The organism is Pseudomonas arabinosi (assembly GCF_047758675.1).
Classification (GTDB): domain Bacteria; phylum Pseudomonadota; class Gammaproteobacteria; order Pseudomonadales; family Pseudomonadaceae; genus Aquipseudomonas; species Aquipseudomonas arabinosi.
Genome location: NZ_CP180480.1, coordinates 992,348 through 1,007,785 on the forward strand (window position 1 = coordinate 992,348; position 15,438 = coordinate 1,007,785).

The 15,438-nt window shown below is 58.5% G+C and carries 16 protein-coding genes; 8 read left to right on the forward strand and 8 right to left on the reverse strand.

Going from position 1 to position 15,438, the window contains the following annotated elements; genetic code table 11:
• The first annotated feature begins 3 nt into the window (after window positions 1-3).
• Window positions 4-1,485 carry an anthranilate synthase component I gene (gene trpE / locus ACMXYJ_RS04445; protein ID WP_223431295.1) on the forward strand — a complete coding sequence of 494 codons (1,482 nt, stop codon included), beginning with the start codon at window positions 4-6 and terminating at the stop codon, window positions 1,483-1,485.
• Between the two features lie 80 nt (window positions 1,486-1,565).
• Here the strand turns inward: trpE and estP are convergent, their stop codons facing one another.
• On the reverse strand, window positions 1,566-3,473 hold the full coding sequence (gene estP / locus ACMXYJ_RS04450) for an esterase EstP (protein ID WP_415758928.1): 1,908 nt from the start codon (window positions 3,471-3,473) through the stop codon (window positions 1,566-1,568).
• 406 nt (window positions 3,474-3,879) lie between these two features.
• Here estP and ACMXYJ_RS04455 point away from each other — a divergent pair, with 406 nt between their 5' ends.
• From ACMXYJ_RS04455 to ACMXYJ_RS04470, 4 genes are all read left to right on the forward strand, one after another.
• The gene (locus ACMXYJ_RS04455; RefSeq protein ID WP_415758929.1) at window positions 3,880-4,473 is read left to right on the forward strand and encodes an aminodeoxychorismate/anthranilate synthase component II; all 594 of its coding nucleotides are present in this window, start codon (window positions 3,880-3,882) and stop codon (window positions 4,471-4,473) included.
• Window positions 4,474-4,482: 9 nt separating this feature from the next.
• Window positions 4,483-5,532: an anthranilate phosphoribosyltransferase gene (gene trpD, locus ACMXYJ_RS04460; protein WP_415758930.1), complete on the forward strand. Its 1,050-nt coding sequence runs from the start codon at window positions 4,483-4,485 to the stop codon at window positions 5,530-5,532.
• The gene (gene trpC / locus ACMXYJ_RS04465; RefSeq protein ID WP_415758931.1) at window positions 5,529-6,365 is read left to right on the forward strand and encodes an indole-3-glycerol phosphate synthase TrpC; all 837 of its coding nucleotides are present in this window, start codon (window positions 5,529-5,531) and stop codon (window positions 6,363-6,365) included. Before trpD ends, trpC begins: the two co-directional genes overlap by 4 nt.
• 170 nt (window positions 6,366-6,535) lie before the next feature.
• Window positions 6,536-7,237, forward strand: coding sequence for a lipoate--protein ligase family protein (locus tag ACMXYJ_RS04470; protein WP_415758932.1), 702 nt, complete (start codon window positions 6,536-6,538; stop codon window positions 7,235-7,237).
• Here ACMXYJ_RS04470 and crp read toward each other — a convergent pair.
• On the reverse strand, window positions 7,234-7,878 hold the full coding sequence (gene crp / locus ACMXYJ_RS04475) for a cAMP-activated global transcriptional regulator CRP (protein ID WP_415758933.1): 645 nt from the start codon (window positions 7,876-7,878) through the stop codon (window positions 7,234-7,236). The two genes, ACMXYJ_RS04470 and crp, sit on opposite strands and share 4 nt — an antisense overlap.
• Window positions 7,879-8,109: 231 nt before the next feature.
• Here crp and ACMXYJ_RS04480 point away from each other — a divergent pair, with 231 nt between their 5' ends.
• Both ACMXYJ_RS04480 and speD read left to right on the forward strand, forming a co-directional pair.
• A complete protein-coding gene (locus ACMXYJ_RS04480) occupies window positions 8,110-8,532 on the forward strand; it encodes an OsmC family protein (protein WP_008061600.1) in 423 nt (140 codons plus the stop codon).
• 238 nt (window positions 8,533-8,770) lie between these two features.
• The gene (gene speD / locus ACMXYJ_RS04485) at window positions 8,771-9,565 is read left to right on the forward strand and encodes an adenosylmethionine decarboxylase (RefSeq protein WP_415758934.1); all 795 of its coding nucleotides are present in this window, start codon (window positions 8,771-8,773) and stop codon (window positions 9,563-9,565) included.
• A 70-nt stretch (window positions 9,566-9,635) separates the two neighbouring features.
• Here the strand turns inward: speD and coq7 are convergent, their stop codons facing one another.
• From coq7 to hemJ, 6 genes are all read right to left on the reverse strand, one after another.
• Window positions 9,636-10,283 carry a 2-polyprenyl-3-methyl-6-methoxy-1,4-benzoquinone monooxygenase gene (coq7, locus tag ACMXYJ_RS04490; protein WP_008147238.1) on the reverse strand — a complete coding sequence of 216 codons (648 nt, stop codon included), beginning with the start codon at window positions 10,281-10,283 and terminating at the stop codon, window positions 9,636-9,638.
• Between the two features lie 124 nt (window positions 10,284-10,407).
• Complete coding sequence (locus ACMXYJ_RS04495) at window positions 10,408-10,746, reverse strand: histidine triad nucleotide-binding protein (RefSeq protein WP_008147240.1); 339 nt, start codon at window positions 10,744-10,746, stop codon at window positions 10,408-10,410.
• An 82-nt stretch (window positions 10,747-10,828) separates the two neighbouring features.
• Window positions 10,829-11,617 (reverse strand): SDR family NAD(P)-dependent oxidoreductase, encoded by a 789-nt coding sequence (locus ACMXYJ_RS04500; RefSeq protein WP_415758935.1) that lies wholly within the window; start codon window positions 11,615-11,617, stop codon window positions 10,829-10,831.
• Between the two features lie 62 nt (window positions 11,618-11,679).
• Complete coding sequence (locus tag ACMXYJ_RS04505) at window positions 11,680-12,645, reverse strand: DUF805 domain-containing protein (RefSeq protein WP_415758936.1); 966 nt, start codon at window positions 12,643-12,645, stop codon at window positions 11,680-11,682.
• 86 nt (window positions 12,646-12,731) lie between these two features.
• Complete coding sequence (locus ACMXYJ_RS04510; protein ID WP_415758937.1) at window positions 12,732-13,700, reverse strand: NAD(P)H-dependent flavin oxidoreductase; 969 nt, start codon at window positions 13,698-13,700, stop codon at window positions 12,732-12,734.
• Window positions 13,701-13,733: 33 nt separating this feature from the next.
• Window positions 13,734-14,162 carry a protoporphyrinogen oxidase HemJ gene (gene hemJ, locus ACMXYJ_RS04515; protein ID WP_415758938.1) on the reverse strand — a complete coding sequence of 143 codons (429 nt, stop codon included), beginning with the start codon at window positions 14,160-14,162 and terminating at the stop codon, window positions 13,734-13,736.
• A gap of 135 nt (window positions 14,163-14,297) precedes the next feature.
• On the opposite strand from hemJ, the gene argC reads away from it, so the two are divergent.
• Window positions 14,298-15,332, forward strand: coding sequence for an N-acetyl-gamma-glutamyl-phosphate reductase (gene argC / locus ACMXYJ_RS04520; protein ID WP_415758939.1), 1,035 nt, complete (start codon window positions 14,298-14,300; stop codon window positions 15,330-15,332).
• Window positions 15,333-15,438 lie beyond the last annotated feature (106 nt).

The following is a 15,438-nucleotide window of genomic DNA, read 5'->3' on the forward strand; positions in this document are numbered from 1 at the left end:
CCCATGATCCGCGAAGAATTCCTGCGTTTGGCCGCTGCCGGCTATAACCGCATCCCGCTTGCCTGTGAAACCCTGGCTGACTTCGACACGCCGCTGTCGATCTACCTGAAACTGGCCGACGAGCCCAACTCCTACCTGCTGGAATCGGTGCAGGGCGGGGAGAAGTGGGGGCGTTACTCGATCATCGGCCTGCCGTGCCGCACCGTATTGCGGGTTCACGACCATCACGTCAGCGTGACCCACGACGGCATCGAGATCGAAAGCCACGAAGCCGAAGATCCACTGGCGTTCGTCGAAGAATTTAAAGCCCGCTACAACGTGCCAACCATCCCTGGCCTGCCGCGCTTCAATGGCGGTCTGGTGGGTTATTTCGGTTACGACTGCGTGCGCTATGTGGAGAAGCGTCTGGGCAAGTGCCCGAACCCGGATCCACTGGGCGTGCCGGACATTCTGCTGATGGTTTCTGACGCGGTAGTGGTATTCGACAACCTCGCCGGCAAGATGCACGCGATTGTCCTGGCCGATCCCTCGCAAGACGATGCTTTCGAGCAAGGTCAGGCGCGTCTGGAAGAGTTGTTGGAAAAACTCCGTCAGCCAATTACCCCGCGCCGTGGCCTGGATTTCAGCAAGCAACAGTCTGCTGATCCGGTGTTTCGTTCGAGCTTCACCCAGGACGATTACGAAAAAGCCGTCGACACCATCAAGGAATACATCTTGGCCGGTGACTGCATGCAGGTCGTGCCGTCCCAGCGCATGTCGATCGACTTCAAGGCTGCGCCCATCGACTTGTACCGCGCGCTGCGTTGCTTCAACCCGACGCCTTACATGTACTTCTTCAACTTCGGCGACTTCCACGTCGTCGGCAGTTCGCCGGAAGTGCTGGTGCGGGTCGAAGACAACCTGATCACCGTGCGCCCGATCGCCGGCACCCGTCCGAGGGGCGCCAACGAAGAGGCCGACCTGGCACTGGAAAAAGACCTGCTGTCCGACGACAAGGAAATTGCCGAGCACTTGATGCTGATAGACCTGGGCCGTAACGACACTGGTCGGGTCTCGGAAATCGGTTCGGTGAAACTCACCGAAAAAATGGTCATCGAGCGGTATTCCAACGTGATGCACATTGTTTCCAACGTCACCGGCCAACTGAAGGCCGGGCTGACAGCGATGGACGCACTGCGGGCGATTCTGCCGGCGGGTACCTTGTCTGGCGCACCGAAGATTCGCGCGATGGAAATCATCGACGAACTGGAACCGGTCAAGCGTGGTGTCTACGGCGGCGCCGTCGGCTACTTCGCCTGGAACGGCAACATGGACACCGCAATCGCGATCCGCACCGCGGTGATCAAGAACGGCGAGCTGCACGTGCAGGCCGGTGGCGGCATCGTTGCCGACTCGGTGCCGGCGCTGGAATGGGAAGAAACCCTGAACAAGCGCCGCGCGATGTTCCGTGCAGTGGCCCTGGCCGAGCAAACCCCGGACAGCTGAGTTCCCACAAAGACCTCTGCACCATAAAAAACGCGGCACCTGTGAGGGCGCCGCGTTTTTTGTGCCTGCTGTTTGCCGGATCAGAAATCCAGCGCAACCCCAACGGTAAGCCCTTGCTGGGTAAAGTCATCATCCTTGCGGAACGTGTATCCGCCACGCAGCGCCAGATCGGCCGTCAACTTGTGGCTGACCCCCAGGCTCACGCGATTCAAGTGGCTTTGCGGTGTATAGCCGTCCAGTTTGAAGTCCAGGGACGGCAGGCTGTTGAGCGCGATGTTTACTTTCTGAGTGTCATCCTCGTACTCATGCTCATACGCGTATTCGCCGAACACTTGAGTCTGCGGGGTGATCTGATACTTACCCTGCAGACCGGCGCCCAGACGTTTTGAATCGCGCGTCTGATCATCAAAGGTCAGCGCCGTGGAACGAGTGCTGTTTTCCGAGTAACCGTCGACTTCCACTTTTGCGTAATCGGCGCTGATGAACGGCGACAGGTGCCACTCGCTGCCCGGTTGCGCAATGTCGTAGCCAACCCGTGTGCTGAAGGCCCAGAGATCGCCATCGGTATCGCCTTTCTCCGCTCCTTCGCTGGCACCCAGGTTGAATTTGCGTTTGAGGTTGTCGTAATCCAGCTTGCCGCCGGTCAACGCGGCATCGGCCCACCAGCGATTCTGCTGGAACTGGGCGAAGGCGGTGGCCAGGTAGCTGTTGAGTTTGTAGTCCGAATCGTTATTGCCTGCTTCCAGGTTCTGACGATAGAAGCCCGCCGCCACACCGACGCGCCAGGCGTCATTGAGACGATAGCTGCCGCCGATATTCAGGTTGTAACCGTCGCCGTCGGCGCTGGCTCCGCTGCTTTGGCTATCGACATCCAGATGCTGACCGCCACCGGCGACAATCGCGCGCCATTGGCCGACCGCCTGCCAGTTCTCCCAGTCCGACTGCCATTGGCTGCGCAGTTCATACTGGTGCGCACGCAAGGTGGCGTGGGCCATTTCTGGCAGTAATGTCAGTTCCCACGGCGCAGCCAGTAGGGAGTAGGCGTAGTCGGAAATCAGTTTTTGCCCGGCTTCGGTCGGATGAACCCCATCGTTATAAATCAGCTTGCTGGGGTCCGGGGTGGCACTGTTGATGCCATACGCAGGGTTTTCGGTGCAGCTGTTACCGCTGAAGCAAGTCGCCGTCAGGCTCTGGCCGGTAGCAAAACCGAATCGAGCCGGATCGGCGAAAGTTTCCTGCAACAGCAACGGAATGTTCAGCGGGATGATTTCGGCATCGATCCCCGCCAGTCGAGTGACCAGTTGCCGGTTGAAGGCAGAGCTCAGTAGTGAGGTGGCTGTCTGCTGGGGCGTGCCATTGATAGCGGGCGCCAAACCCAGGTCGGGCAGCAGCCAGACCATGATGTATCGGGCGCCGGCGGTTTGCAGAACCTGGACGCTGTTGGCCAGTCGATCCGCAGCGGCATTCGCCTGAGCGCCACTTTGCACACGTCCCTGAAGAAAATCGTTACCACCCCCGGAAATGTAATACAGCGCATTCGGATCGGCATTGAAGTTGTTTGTCGGCAGATAGCCCGGACGCGTGCGTTCACCCGTGGCGGATGCGGTGGTGATCGAGGTGAGGATCTGGTCGGTGCGATATCCGCCAACGGCCCAGTTATTACCGTCTGGCAGCCCCTGATTCGCACGCGCCGCCGAGGTTGAAGCGGCCGTCTGGTCCGGTGAAAACCCGAGCCTTCCACCCAGCAGTTGGGTCGAGTTGGCGGAGTAGATTTCGCCGCTGCCGTCCTGGTAAACCGGTCCGGTGCGGTTGGTGAAGCGCACGGTCGAGCCGGGAGGGCCGCCCGTGTCGGTAAACTGCCCGGCATCGTTGAGGCTATCGCCGAAGACGATGAAATTCGAATAAGGGTTGGGCGCCGCGATCGCCTGGGTGCAGGCCATGGCGAGCAAGCACCCGGCAAGCGGTACAGCCAGCGTCTGTCTGATCATGAGCAAGTCCGTTTGTTATTGTTGTAGTGAGCAGAACGATAGTGCCAAAAACTATAGAGCCTGTTGCCGTTCGGCGCGAACCCGTCAATTGTTTCAAGAGGTTCGATCGCCCCATATTGCACGCTCTGCCCAGCTAAGTTACTGTGCCGAGACGTATAAATGAGACCTTCCCCCGTGTTGATCGTCAGCAAACTTCTGGATCAAGTCATCAAGGCACACGCCCGTTGGCGTTGGCGCGCCTGAATCCTTCTGCCGGCCCGGCCGGATCTTTACCGCTTTGCCTTCTTTACCCGTAAGACAAACCGCTTTGCAGCGCGACTCCAGCGACTGACAAAGTGCAGGACGCTGCGGGTAAATCATTCGAAGGCTGTATTCAAAGTCAGTAAATTCAAGAGGTTCTTAAGCCATGTTGCTGATGATCGATAACTACGACTCTTTTACTTACAACGTTGTGCAATACCTCGGTGAGCTCGGCTCCCAGGTCAAAGTCGTGCGCAACGATGAGCTCACCATTGCCGAAATCGAAGCCCTCAACCCTGAGCGGATCGTCGTTTCACCCGGCCCTTGCACGCCGAACGAAGCCGGCGTGTCGATTGATGTGATCAAGCATTTTGGCGGTAAATTGCCGATCCTCGGCGTGTGCCTGGGCCATCAGTCCATCGGCCAGGCCTTTGGTGGCGATGTGGTCCGCGCCCGTCACGTCATGCACGGCAAAACCAGCCCGGTGTTCCACGAGGATAAAGGCGTATTTGAAGGCCTGAACCATCCGCTGACGGTCACCCGCTATCATTCACTGATCGTCAAACGCGAAACCCTGCCCGATTGCCTGGAACTGACCGCCTGGACTCAGCTTGAAGACGGTTCGGTCGACGAGATCATGGGGCTGCGCCACAAGACACTGAACATCGAGGGCGTCCAGTTTCACCCTGAGTCGATCCTCACCGAACAGGGCCACGAGCTGTTCGCTAATTTCCTCAAACAAACCGGCGGCACGCGCTAAGGACTTTTCATGAATATCAAGACAGCCCTGAGCCGTATCGTCGAACAGCTCGACCTCAGCACCGATGAGATGCGCGATGTCATGCGCGAAATCATGACCGGTCAATGCACGGATGCGCAGATCGGCGCGTTCATGATGGCCATGCGCATGAAGAGTGAAAGCATCGACGAGATCGTCGGCGCCGTGTCGGTCATGCGTGAGCTGGCAGACAAGGTCGAACTCAAGACCCTCGACGGCGTCGTTGATGTGGTGGGTACCGGCGGTGACGGTGCGAACATCTTCAACGTATCGACGGCTGCCTCGTTCGTGGTCGCGGCGGCCGGTTGCACCGTCGCCAAGCACGGTAACCGTGCAGTCTCGGGCAAAAGCGGCAGCGCCGATTTGCTGGAGGCGGCGGGTATCTACCTGAACCTGACGCCGGTTCAGGTAGCACGCTGCATCGACAACGTCGGCATCGGTTTCATGTTCGCCCAAACCCATCACAGCGCCATGAAGCACGCCGCCGGCCCGCGCCGGGAGCTGGGCTTGCGCACCTTGTTCAACATGCTCGGCCCGCTTACGAATCCGGCCGGCGTGAAGCATCAGGTGGTGGGCGTGTTCAATCAGGCGTTGTGCCGGCCGCTGGCTGAAGTCTTGCAACGTATGGGCAGCAAGCACGTGTTGGTGGTGCACTCGAAGGATGGCCTGGACGAGTTCAGTCTGGCGGCGCCAACCTTCGTGGCGGAATTGAAGGATGACCAGATCACCGAGTATTGGGTCGAGCCAGAAGACCTGGGGATGAAGAGCCAGAGCCTGCACGGTCTGGCAGTGGATAGCCCGGCGGCCTCGCTGGAGTTGATTCGCGATGCCCTGGGCAAGCGCAAGACCGAGAACGGTCAGAAAGCCGCGGAAATGATTATGCTCAATGCCGGTGCCGCGCTGTACGCCGCCGACCATGCCAGCAGTTTGAAAGAAGGCGTTGCCCTGGCGCACGATGCGCTGCACACAGGCCTCGCTCGGGAAAAACTGGAGGAGTTGGGTGCATTTACCGCGGTATTCAAAGTGGAGAATGAGGGATGAGTGTACCGACGGTTCTGGAAAACATTCTGGCCCGTAAAATCCAGGAAGTCGCCGAGCGTAGCGCTCGCGTAAGCCTGGCGGAGCTGGAAAGTCTGGCCAAGGCGGCCGATGCACCCCGTGGTTTTGCCAAGGCATTGTTGGCTCAGGCCAAGCTCAAGCAGCCCGCGGTCATTGCAGAAATCAAAAAAGCTTCACCGAGCAAAGGCGTTATCCGCGAGAACTTCGTTCCCGCCGACATCGCCAAGAGTTACGAGAAGGGCGGCGCGACCTGCCTGTCAGTGCTCACCGATATCGATTACTTCCAGGGCGCCGATGCGTATCTGCAACAGGCGCGGGCGGCGTGCAATCTGCCGGTGATCCGCAAGGACTTCATGATCGATCCGTACCAGATCATTGAAGCCCGAGCGTTGGGCGCCGACTGCGTGCTGTTGATCGTCTCCGCACTGGATGACGTGAAAATGGCCGAGCTGGCGGCCGTGGCCAAAAGTGTCGGCCTCGATGTGCTGGTGGAAGTTCACGATGGCGACGAGCTGGAGCGGGCCTTGAAAACCCTCGACACTCCGTTGGTCGGCGTGAACAACCGCAACCTGCACACCTTCGAAGTTAATCTGGAAACCACCCTCGATCTGTTGCCGCGTATCCCGCGTGATCGCTTGGTGATCACCGAAAGTGGCATTCTCAACCGGGCCGATGTCGAGCTGATGGAAATCAGCGATGTGTACGCGTTCCTGGTTGGCGAAGCGTTCATGCGCGCCGAAAGCCCGGGCACCGAACTGCAGCGTCTGTTCTTTCCTGAGCGTGGCATCGCGGTGAGCGGTTCTACACTCGACTGAAAAGCATCGTCGGAGCGCCGCCCGGAGCAAGCTCGCTCCCACAGTGATTGTTGGTGGACACAAAATTTGTGAGCCCCCAGATCAAATGTGGGAGCGAGCTTGCTCCGGGCGGCGCTCCGACGATGGCGGCGTAAGAAGCACCACAGACTTAACGTCCGACGGAATACCTTATGACCCTGATTACCTCCCTGACGACCGAAGCCGGCCTGCTCGCCGAACAGGATCTGTTGGCCCATGTGTGCACCGGCGATTCGGAGTTTGGGCTGTTGTTCTGGCAGCCCAGTGATCGGGCGCTGGTCATGCCGCGACGGTTGAATCGTCTGCCTGGGTTCGAGGCCGCGTGCGAAGTGTCGGCGGCGGCAGGTTGGCCGGTGTTGTTGCGTGAAACCGGCGGTGAACCGGTGCCGCAATCGGCCTCAACGATCAACATCGCGCTGGTCTACGCGCCACCGCGTAGCGAGGGTGACCAGAACCGCATCGAAACCGGTTATCGCCGGCTTTGCGATCCGATTTGTCAGTTGCTCGATGAACTGGGCGGTGTTTCGTCTTTGGGCGAAATAGAGGGGGCGTTCTGTGATGGGCGTTTCAACGTCAACCTTGATGGGCGCAAGATGGTCGGCACGGCTCAACGCTGGCGCCAGAGCAAGGGCGGTACGCGTCCGGTTGGGTTGGTGCACGGGGCTTTGTTGCTCGATAACGAGCGTGAGTCGATGGTTGCGGCGGTTAACCGGTTCAATGAAGCCTGTGGCCTGGAGCAGCGAGTTCGCGCCGAGAGCCACATTGCTCTTCATGAAAAATATGCGGTACCTGATGCGTTGGAACGACTCGACACGTTGTACCGCCAGTTGCTGGCAGACATGTTCAGGGTTTAGCGGGTACCGAAGACCACCATGGTCTTACCTTTGACGTCCACCAGGTTGCGTTCTTCCAGATCCTTGAGTACGCGACCGACCATCTCACGTGAACAACCGACAATCCGCCCAATCTCCTGACGGGTCACCTTGATCTGCATGCCATCGGGATGGGTCATTGCATCTGGCTGTTTGCACAGTTCCAGCAGGCAGCGTGCGACGCGGCCGGTAACGTCGAAGAACGCCAGGTCTCCCACCTTGCGGGTGGTGTTGCGCAGGCGCTGTGCGATTTGTCCGCTGAGCACGTAAAGAATGTCTGGATCCTGTTGGGACAGTTCGCGGAATTTCGCGTAACTGATCTCCGCCACTTCGCATTCGATCTTGGCGCGAACCCAGGCGCTGCGTTCCTGTTCCAGGCCGGCCTGTTCGAACAGACCCAACTCGCCGAAAAAGTCTCCGGTGTTCAGGTAGGCAATGATCATTTCGCGGCCGTCGTCATCCTCGATCAGGATGGTGACCGACCCCTTGATGATGAAGAACAGGGTTTCCGAGCGATCGCCCGCACAAATGATGTTGCTTTTGGCCGCATAACGACGGCGCTGGCAGTGCATCAGCAGCTTGTCGAGGTTTTTGATTTTGGGTGTTGGGGTAATAGCAACCATGGTTGTATCCCGAAAAGACTTCACGGTGTGTTTGGTTTTCTTATGAGTCGCTGAGGTTGCTACAAAGCTGGCTATGCGCCAGTGAATTGGCGCCAGCTTAACAGACACTTCCTGCAATATTCGAGAATTTACCTACAGCGCAGCGGCTTGCGTCGTAGGAAGTCGAGACGCCGTCAATCAAGGCCCCTGTGCTAAGCTGGCGACCCTTTTTTATACAGTGGAGTCTTGGCGATGAAGGCACGCATCCAATGGGCTGGCGAAGCCATGTTCCTCGGCGAATCCGGCAGCGGTCATGTCGTGGTCATGGACGGCCCGCCCGATGCCGGCGGTCGCAACCTGGGTGTCCGGCCGATGGAAATGCTCCTGCTGGGTGTTGGCGGTTGCAGCAATTTCGACGTGGTCAGCATCCTCAAGAAGTCCCGTCAGGCCGTTGAAAGCTGTGAAGCCTTCCTCGAAGCCGAGCGCGCCACCGAAGATCCGAAGGTTTTCACCAAGATCCACATGCACTTTGTGGTCAAGGGCCGCGGCTTGAAAGAAGCCCAGGTCAAACGCGCCATCGAGCTGTCTGCCGAGAAGTATTGCTCGGCGTCGATCATGCTGGGTGCGGCGGGCGTAGAGATTACACACGACTACGAGATCATCGAGCTCGGTTGAATCAACATTCAACTATCATAAAGGCAGTGCAGACTGTGGCGATCCCAAGCTGACGTCTGCACAATGCGCCACTTTTTTCAGGGTAGTGGCCTGTCCGCCGACAGGCCGCGCACCCGAACAGACAACCAAAGTCGCCATTGCGAAGAGGTGTTAACCGTCCTACGCAGGTGTGTCGTTCGCATCTGACGGGCATGCTTGATCATGCGGCCGGGCCGCAACACATAGAGAGTCTTTAACGGTGAAAAGCAAACTCAAGCTCCACGGGTTCAATAACCTGACAAAGACCTTGAGCTTCAACATCTATGACATCTGCTATGCGGAAACCCCGCAAGACCAACAGGCTTACGTCGAGTACATCAATAAAGAGTACAACGCGAAGCGCCTGACGCAGATCCTCACAGAAGTTGTCGATATCATTGGTGCCAACATCCTGAACATCGCGAGTCAGGACTATGAGCCCCAGGGCGCCAGTGTCACGATTCTGATCTCCGAAGAGCCGGTGACCCCCACCGACAGTCAAATCGAAGAGTCTCCGGGCCCGCTGCCTGAAATTATCCTGGCCCACCTCGACAAGAGCCACATCACGGTGCACACCTACCCGGAAATCCATCCGGACGATGGCATCGCGACATTCCGTGTGGACATTGACGTGTCGACCTGTGGCGTCATTTCACCGCTCAAGGCGCTCAACTTCCTGATCCACCAGTTCGATTCGGACATCGTGACCGTGGATTATCGCGTGCGCGGCTTCACCCGTGACGTGGAAGGTAAAAAGCACTTCATCGACCACGAGATCAACTCGATTCAGAACTACCTTTCCGAAGACACCCGCGACGCGTACCAGATGACCGATGTGAACGTGTATCAGGAAAACCTGTTCCACACCAAAATGCTGCTGAAGAACTTCGAACTCGATAACTACCTGTTCGGCGACGCTACCAGCAACCTGTCCGTTGAGCAGCGTGCCCAGGTGACCGAGCGTGTGAAACACGAAATGCTGGAAATCTTCTACGCGCGCAACATGTCGAGCTGATTTTCTGCGAAAAAAGAAAGGGCGCTGAAAAGCGCCCTTTTTTGTGCCCGGTGTTTTTTTGGGGGGAGGATCAGATCCGGTAAGTACTTTTGGTCATGACCTTGGCCATCAGGCTCATGCCGAACTTCACCGGTGCCGGGAAGCGGAAACCCCCAGCCTCCAGCGCGCTTTCGGCGTGGTGCTCTTCATCAATGCGCATCTGCTCGAGGATCGCCCGGGACTTTTCGTCCTCGGCCGGCAGTTGCTCAAGGTGTTCGTTCAGGTGTTTGCACACCTGATGCTCGGTCGCGGCAACGAAACCCAGGCTGACTTTATCGCTGATCAGCCCGGCTACCGCACCAATCCCGAACGACATGCCGTAGAACAGCGGATTGAGAATGCTGGTGTGGCTGCCCAACTGTTTTATGCGTTGTTCGCACCAGACCAGGTGGTCGATTTCTTCTTCGGCGGCATGTTCCATCGCGGCGCGCACTTGCGGCAGCTTGGCGGTCAGGGCCTGACCCTGATACAGCGCCTGGGCACAGACTTCGCCGGTATGGTTGATGCGCATCAGACCGGCGACGTGCCGGGTGTCTTCGTCGCTCATTTGCGCATCCGGCTGAACGATAGCGGGCGAAGGACGGTACGGCTGACCACTGAAGGGCAACAAGGTACGCATCGCGGCATCGGCTTGCAGCAGAAGGCGGTCAATCGGCGAGTAGTGACGTTGGGTAGTCATGCTGACCTCCGGGAAGAATCTCGGCGGCCAGTTTAACCCAATCGGCCGGGGAAGGTTTGCGCTGGGTCATTGCGACGCAGGTACTTGTGGGAGCGGTTGCCCACCCCCACGGGGTTTACTGCAATCAGCCCGGCGGCCAATGCATCTGGCGCTGACCCAGTACATGCATATGAATGTGATAGACGGTTTGTCCCCCCAGTGGATTGCAATTCATGACCACGCGGAAGCCCTCTTCGCAACCCAGTTCCAGGGCCAGACGCTGGGCGGTGAACAGAATATGCCCAGCCAATGCCTTGTCGTCCTCGGTCAGGTCGTTAAGCGTGCGCACCGCTTTTTTCGGGATCACCAGAAAATGTACCGGTGCCTGTGGGGCGATGTCGTGGAAGGCCAGTACCTGGTCGTCCTCGTAAATGATCTTGGCCGGGATTTCCCGGTTGATGATCTTGGTGAACAGAGTATCCACAGCTGTTTTCTCCGTTGTTTGGGCTGGCCTGAGTGTAACCATGGGTTATGCCCGAGCCCAGCCTTTTACCTTGAGGGTGCGATCAGCGCGGGCAGTAAGCCTTGTTGACCATGCCGGCGATTGTCCGGGTCAGCCAGCGCGAGCCGAGCCGCGGCAGGAAGGCGCGCCAGCGGTTGCGTCGACCCGGAATAATGATGGCGCGATTTTTCTCCAGAGCCCGCACGGTGTAGAGCGCGACTTCCTCGGGGCTCATCAGCATTTTGCTGTCGCTCAGTTTGCCAGCGTCCAGTTGCGCGGTGCGGAAAAACGCTGTGCGGGTAGGGCCGGGGCAGAGCACCGACACTTTGACCGCGCATTTTTTCAGTTCGACGCGCAACCCTTCGGAAAAGTGCAGCACATAGGCCTTGCTGGCGTAATAAGTACTCATCCACGGGCCTGGATGGAACGCCGCCACCGAGGCGACATTCAAAATCTGCCCGCCGCCCTGCAGCGCCATACTGTTGCCGACCGCATGACACAGGCGTGTGAGCGCGAGGATGTTCACTTCGATCAGGTCCTGCTCGGTCATCCAGTCCTGAGCCAGAAAAGGGCCGCAGGTGCCGATGCCGGCGCAGTTGACCAGCAAATCGATCTGCCGGTCACCTTCCTCCAGCTCCAGCAGAAACCCGGACAGCCGTAGCGGCTCGCCGAGGTCACAGGCTCGGAACAACACTTCCACACCAAAACGTTGGGTCAGCTCAATAGCAATACTTTCCAGCTGATCACGCTGACGGGCCACCAGAATCAGGCTGCGGCCGCGCCGGGCCAGCGCTTCGGCCATCGCCAGGCCGATGCCGCTGGAAGCGCCGGTGATCAGAGCGTAACGGGTCATGCATTTCTCCATCGCAACAGCTCCGCGCCGGCGACGCAGGTGTCACGGGCGGGGAGCGCTGTTCATTCTTTCGCAGAGTCTACAGGGGGCTGGGCTGCTTCGGCTGCATCGTCGGCCGAATTTGGCGCTGGCTCTGCTTCCACGGCGGTTTGATCTTCGATCTCTTCGGTGGTCACGGAGTCACTTTCATAGCTACTTTGGGTGGCGCTTTCGTATTCGCTCTGAATGGTGCTAAGGCCTCCGCTCAGTCCACTGATGAACAAAATCGCGATAAACACCAGCCACAATGAAGCCAGGATTTTGACCGCGGTGCTGTTGGGCGGTGGTGGCGCACCGTATCGATTGGCGGTGGTATTACCCGGCACAATCACCATTACGAACGGAAAGATGCTGCCCACGAATGGCACGAGCGTCAGCAGCCAGAGCCAGCCAGACCAGCCAGCATCATGCAGGCGCTGGACACTGAACTGGATGCTGACGAGGCCGAGCGCCACGAAGCCGATCAAGGCCAGCAGGCCTCCGAGAATGAGGGCGATGGTCGAGTCCGTATTGATGAGAGCCAAGGCGAAAACAGCAAGCAAAGAGCCAACGCTAAGGGTCACCAGCGTCAGGGACATCGTCCAGGCCAGATAACGCAAGCGGCCGATCCGACCCTCGAAGCTGAATGGCTTGAGTGTGGAAAATTCAGGCAAAACTTCGCCAACGGGAGCCCGGGGTGGTGCGTAAGGGGATTCGGGATCTGCCGCGACGGCAGGGGCGTGTTCATGAACGTCAGCCAGGTTCAGCTCGATCGAAGGTTCGGATTCGATCCGGGCATCGATACCGGTTTTGGTCAGCGCCTGGAGATAAGTCTGCGCATCGACCTGCGACAGGTCGCGTTTGAGCGCAACCGGCTTGCCACTAAACAACCGCTCGATGGCCGCCACATCGCTTTTGAACAACTCGGCGAGATTTAGCTTGGCGGTGGTGACGTCAACGCCTGGCAGCAGAGCGCCGTCGAACACGATCTTGAAACGGTTTTCGCTCATTGCGAGGCATCCTTGTCGCGAATGTTTCAGGGAGTCTTGCTGATGGAGTGTAAGGCCAGCCGGAATGGGCTGACCAAGTTTTACAGTCAGCGCGGCCAGCGTTTGGGCAGCGCTGCCGCCAGTTCCAGTGCTTTGCGGTACTCGGCATCAAGGCGAGCGACCAATTGATCGACACTCGGCAGGTCATCGATCTCGCCGACACCCTGGCCTGCGGACCAGACGGTTTTCCAGGCTTTGGCTTCATCGCTTATGGGCTTGAGTTTGGAGCCGAAGTCCACTTCGCCCTTGCCTTGCAGCGCGGCCATGTCGAAACCCGCAGCCTCAAGGCTCTGACGCATAAAACTCGCCGGTACTCCCGACACCGCTGGAGTATGGACGATGTCCGCGGCACTGGAAGTCAGCAACATCTCTTTATAGGCGTCAGGCGCATGACTTTCGGTGGTGCCGATAAATCGCGTACCGAAGTAGGCCAGATCCGCACCGAGCAATTGTGCTGCGAGAATTTCGTGACCGTGGTTCAGGCAACCGGCCAGCAGCAGGGTCTTGTCGAAGAATTGGCGTATCTCGGCAATCAGTGAGAACGGGCTCCAGGTTCCGGCGTGTCCACCGGCGCCTGCTGCCACCGCGATCAAACCGTCAACGCCGGCCTCGGCGGCTTTCTCTGCATGGCGACGAGTCGTCACGTCATGGAACACCAGACCGCCATAGCTGTGCACTGCATCGACCAGTTCTTTCACGGCGCCGAGGCTGGTGATCACGATCGGCACTTTGTGCTCGATGCAGATCGCCAGGTCCGCTTGCAGCCGCGGGTTGGTGTTGTGGACGATCAAGTTCACTGCATAAGGCGCTGGATTGTCCAATGTCGCCAATCCTGCTTCGATCTCTTCCAGCCAGGCCTTGAACCCGCTGCTCTCGCGCTGGTTCAGTGCAGGAAAGCTGCCCACCACGCCATTACGGCAGCAGGCGAGCACCAGTTGTGGGTTGGAGATCAGGAACATTGGCGCTGCCACTACAGGCAGACGCAAGCGTTGTTCGAGCAGAGCGGGCAGCGACATTGGAAGTACCCCGGTGAGTAGTGCTTATTGGAGTTAGAACGGCCGAACGACGACCAGAATCACGATAGCCAGCAATATCAGAACCGGCACTTCATTGAACCAGCGATAAAAGACATGGCTGCGGGTGTTCTCGCCACGGGCAAAACGTTTCAACTGGGCACCGCACATGTGGTGGTAGCCGATCAGGATCACCACCAGGGTCAACTTGGCGTGAATCCACGCACCCTGACTGAATATGCTTGGGTTCAGGCCGATCAGTGCGATGCCGAAAATCAAGGTGGCGATCATCGCCGGCCCCATGATGCCGCGATACAGCTTGCGCTCCATGATGCTGAAGCGTTCCTTGCTGACGGTGTCTTCACTTTGGGCGTGATAGACAAACAGGCGCGGCAGATAGAACAGGCCGGCAAACCAGCAGACCATGCTGACGATGTGAAGCGCTTTGAGCCACAGATAAAGCATTTTTAGTTATTCCCAGGTTCACGGTAGCGAAGATAGTAGAGGGTAGAGCGCCCGCACGTCACCTTGACGGTTGTCGCAGAGCCGCGCGGCCCCTATTATCGACGGCTTTCCAGTGGGTTCGTTGAGGGCAGGTTTATGGTCAAGGTCGGTATCGTCGGCGGCACGGGTTACACCGGTGTCGAACTGCTGCGTCTGTTGGCACAGCATCCGCAAGCTGAAGTGGCAGTCATCACTTCCCGATCCGAGGCCGGTCTGGCCGTGGCTGATATGTATCCGAACCTGCGCGGTCATTACGATGGCCTGGCGTTCAGCGTTCCAGACATCAAGACGCTGGGCGCTTGCGACGTGGTGTTTTTCGCCACGCCTCACGGGGTCGCCCATGCGCTGGCTGGCGAGTTGCTGGCGGCCGGGACCAAAGTCATCGACCTGTCGGCGGACTTCCGTCTGCAAGACGCTGATGAGTGGGCCAAGTGGTACGGTCAGCCGCACGGAGCGCCGGAACTGCTGGAAGAGGCGGTTTACGGCTTGCCGGAAGTCAATCGCGAGCAGATCAAGCAGGCTCGCCTGATCGCCGTGCCGGGTTGCTACCCGACTGCTACGCAATTGGGTTTCCTGCCATTGCTGGAAGCAGGTCTGGCCGATACCACTCGCTTGATTGCTGACTGCAAATCCGGTGTCAGTGGTGCCGGTCGTGGCGCGTCTGTAGGTTCGTTGTACTCCGAGACATCGGAAAGCATGAAGGCTTACGCTGTCAAAGGTCACCGTCACCTGCCGGAAATCCGCCAGGGTCTGCGTCGTGCCGCGGGCAAGGACGTCGGTCTGACGTTCGTTCCGCACCTGACGCCAATGATTCGAGGCATCCACTCGACGCTCTACGCGACGGTTGTGGATCGCTCGGTGGATCTGCAGGCGCTGTTTGAAAAGCGTTATGCCAACGAACCGTTCGTCGATGTCATGCCGGCCGGCAGCCATCCGGAAACCCGCAGTGTGCGCGGTGCCAACGTTTGCCGTATTGCGGTGCATCGTCCGCAGGATGGTGACCTGGTGGTGGTGTTGTCGGTGATCGACAACCTGGTCAAAGGCGCGTCGGGGCAGGCGGTGCAGAACATGAACATCCTGTTCGGCCTGGATGAGCGTTTGGGCCTGTCCCATGCAGGCATGCTGCCGTAAGGCTTTTTCCTGCTCAGCAAAAAGGCCCGTCTGACGGGCCTTTTTGCATTCCGGGCTTACGATTGGGTTGATTGATATACCGTAACAATAGTTGACCAATTTTCTA

Bases quoted from the DNA above. Each gene is read 5' to 3' on its own strand.
- trpE (WP_223431295.1), top strand. From the start codon at position 4: ATGATCCGCGAAGAATTCCTGCGTTTGGCCGCTGCCGGCTATAACCGC.
- estP (WP_415758928.1), bottom strand. From the start codon at position 3,473: ATGATCAGACAGACGCTGGCTGTACCGCTTGCCGGGTGCTTGCTCGCC.
- ACMXYJ_RS04455 (WP_415758929.1), top strand. From the start codon at position 3,880: ATGTTGCTGATGATCGATAACTACGACTCTTTTACTTACAACGTTGTG.
- trpD (WP_415758930.1), top strand. From the start codon at position 4,483: ATGAATATCAAGACAGCCCTGAGCCGTATCGTCGAACAGCTCGACCTC.
- trpC (WP_415758931.1), top strand. From the start codon at position 5,529: ATGAGTGTACCGACGGTTCTGGAAAACATTCTGGCCCGTAAAATCCAG.
- ACMXYJ_RS04470 (WP_415758932.1), top strand. From the start codon at position 6,536: ATGACCCTGATTACCTCCCTGACGACCGAAGCCGGCCTGCTCGCCGAA.
- crp (WP_415758933.1), bottom strand. From the start codon at position 7,878: ATGGTTGCTATTACCCCAACACCCAAAATCAAAAACCTCGACAAGCTG.
- ACMXYJ_RS04480 (WP_008061600.1), top strand. From the start codon at position 8,110: ATGAAGGCACGCATCCAATGGGCTGGCGAAGCCATGTTCCTCGGCGAA.
- coq7 (WP_008147238.1), bottom strand. From the start codon at position 10,283: ATGACTACCCAACGTCACTACTCGCCGATTGACCGCCTTCTGCTGCAA.
- ACMXYJ_RS04500 (WP_415758935.1), bottom strand. From the start codon at position 11,617: ATGACCCGTTACGCTCTGATCACCGGCGCTTCCAGCGGCATCGGCCTG.
- ACMXYJ_RS04505 (WP_415758936.1), bottom strand. From the start codon at position 12,645: ATGAGCGAAAACCGTTTCAAGATCGTGTTCGACGGCGCTCTGCTGCCA.
- ACMXYJ_RS04510 (WP_415758937.1), bottom strand. From the start codon at position 13,700: ATGTCGCTGCCCGCTCTGCTCGAACAACGCTTGCGTCTGCCTGTAGTG.
- hemJ (WP_415758938.1), bottom strand. From the start codon at position 14,162: ATGCTTTATCTGTGGCTCAAAGCGCTTCACATCGTCAGCATGGTCTGC.
- argC (WP_415758939.1), top strand. From the start codon at position 14,298: ATGGTCAAGGTCGGTATCGTCGGCGGCACGGGTTACACCGGTGTCGAA.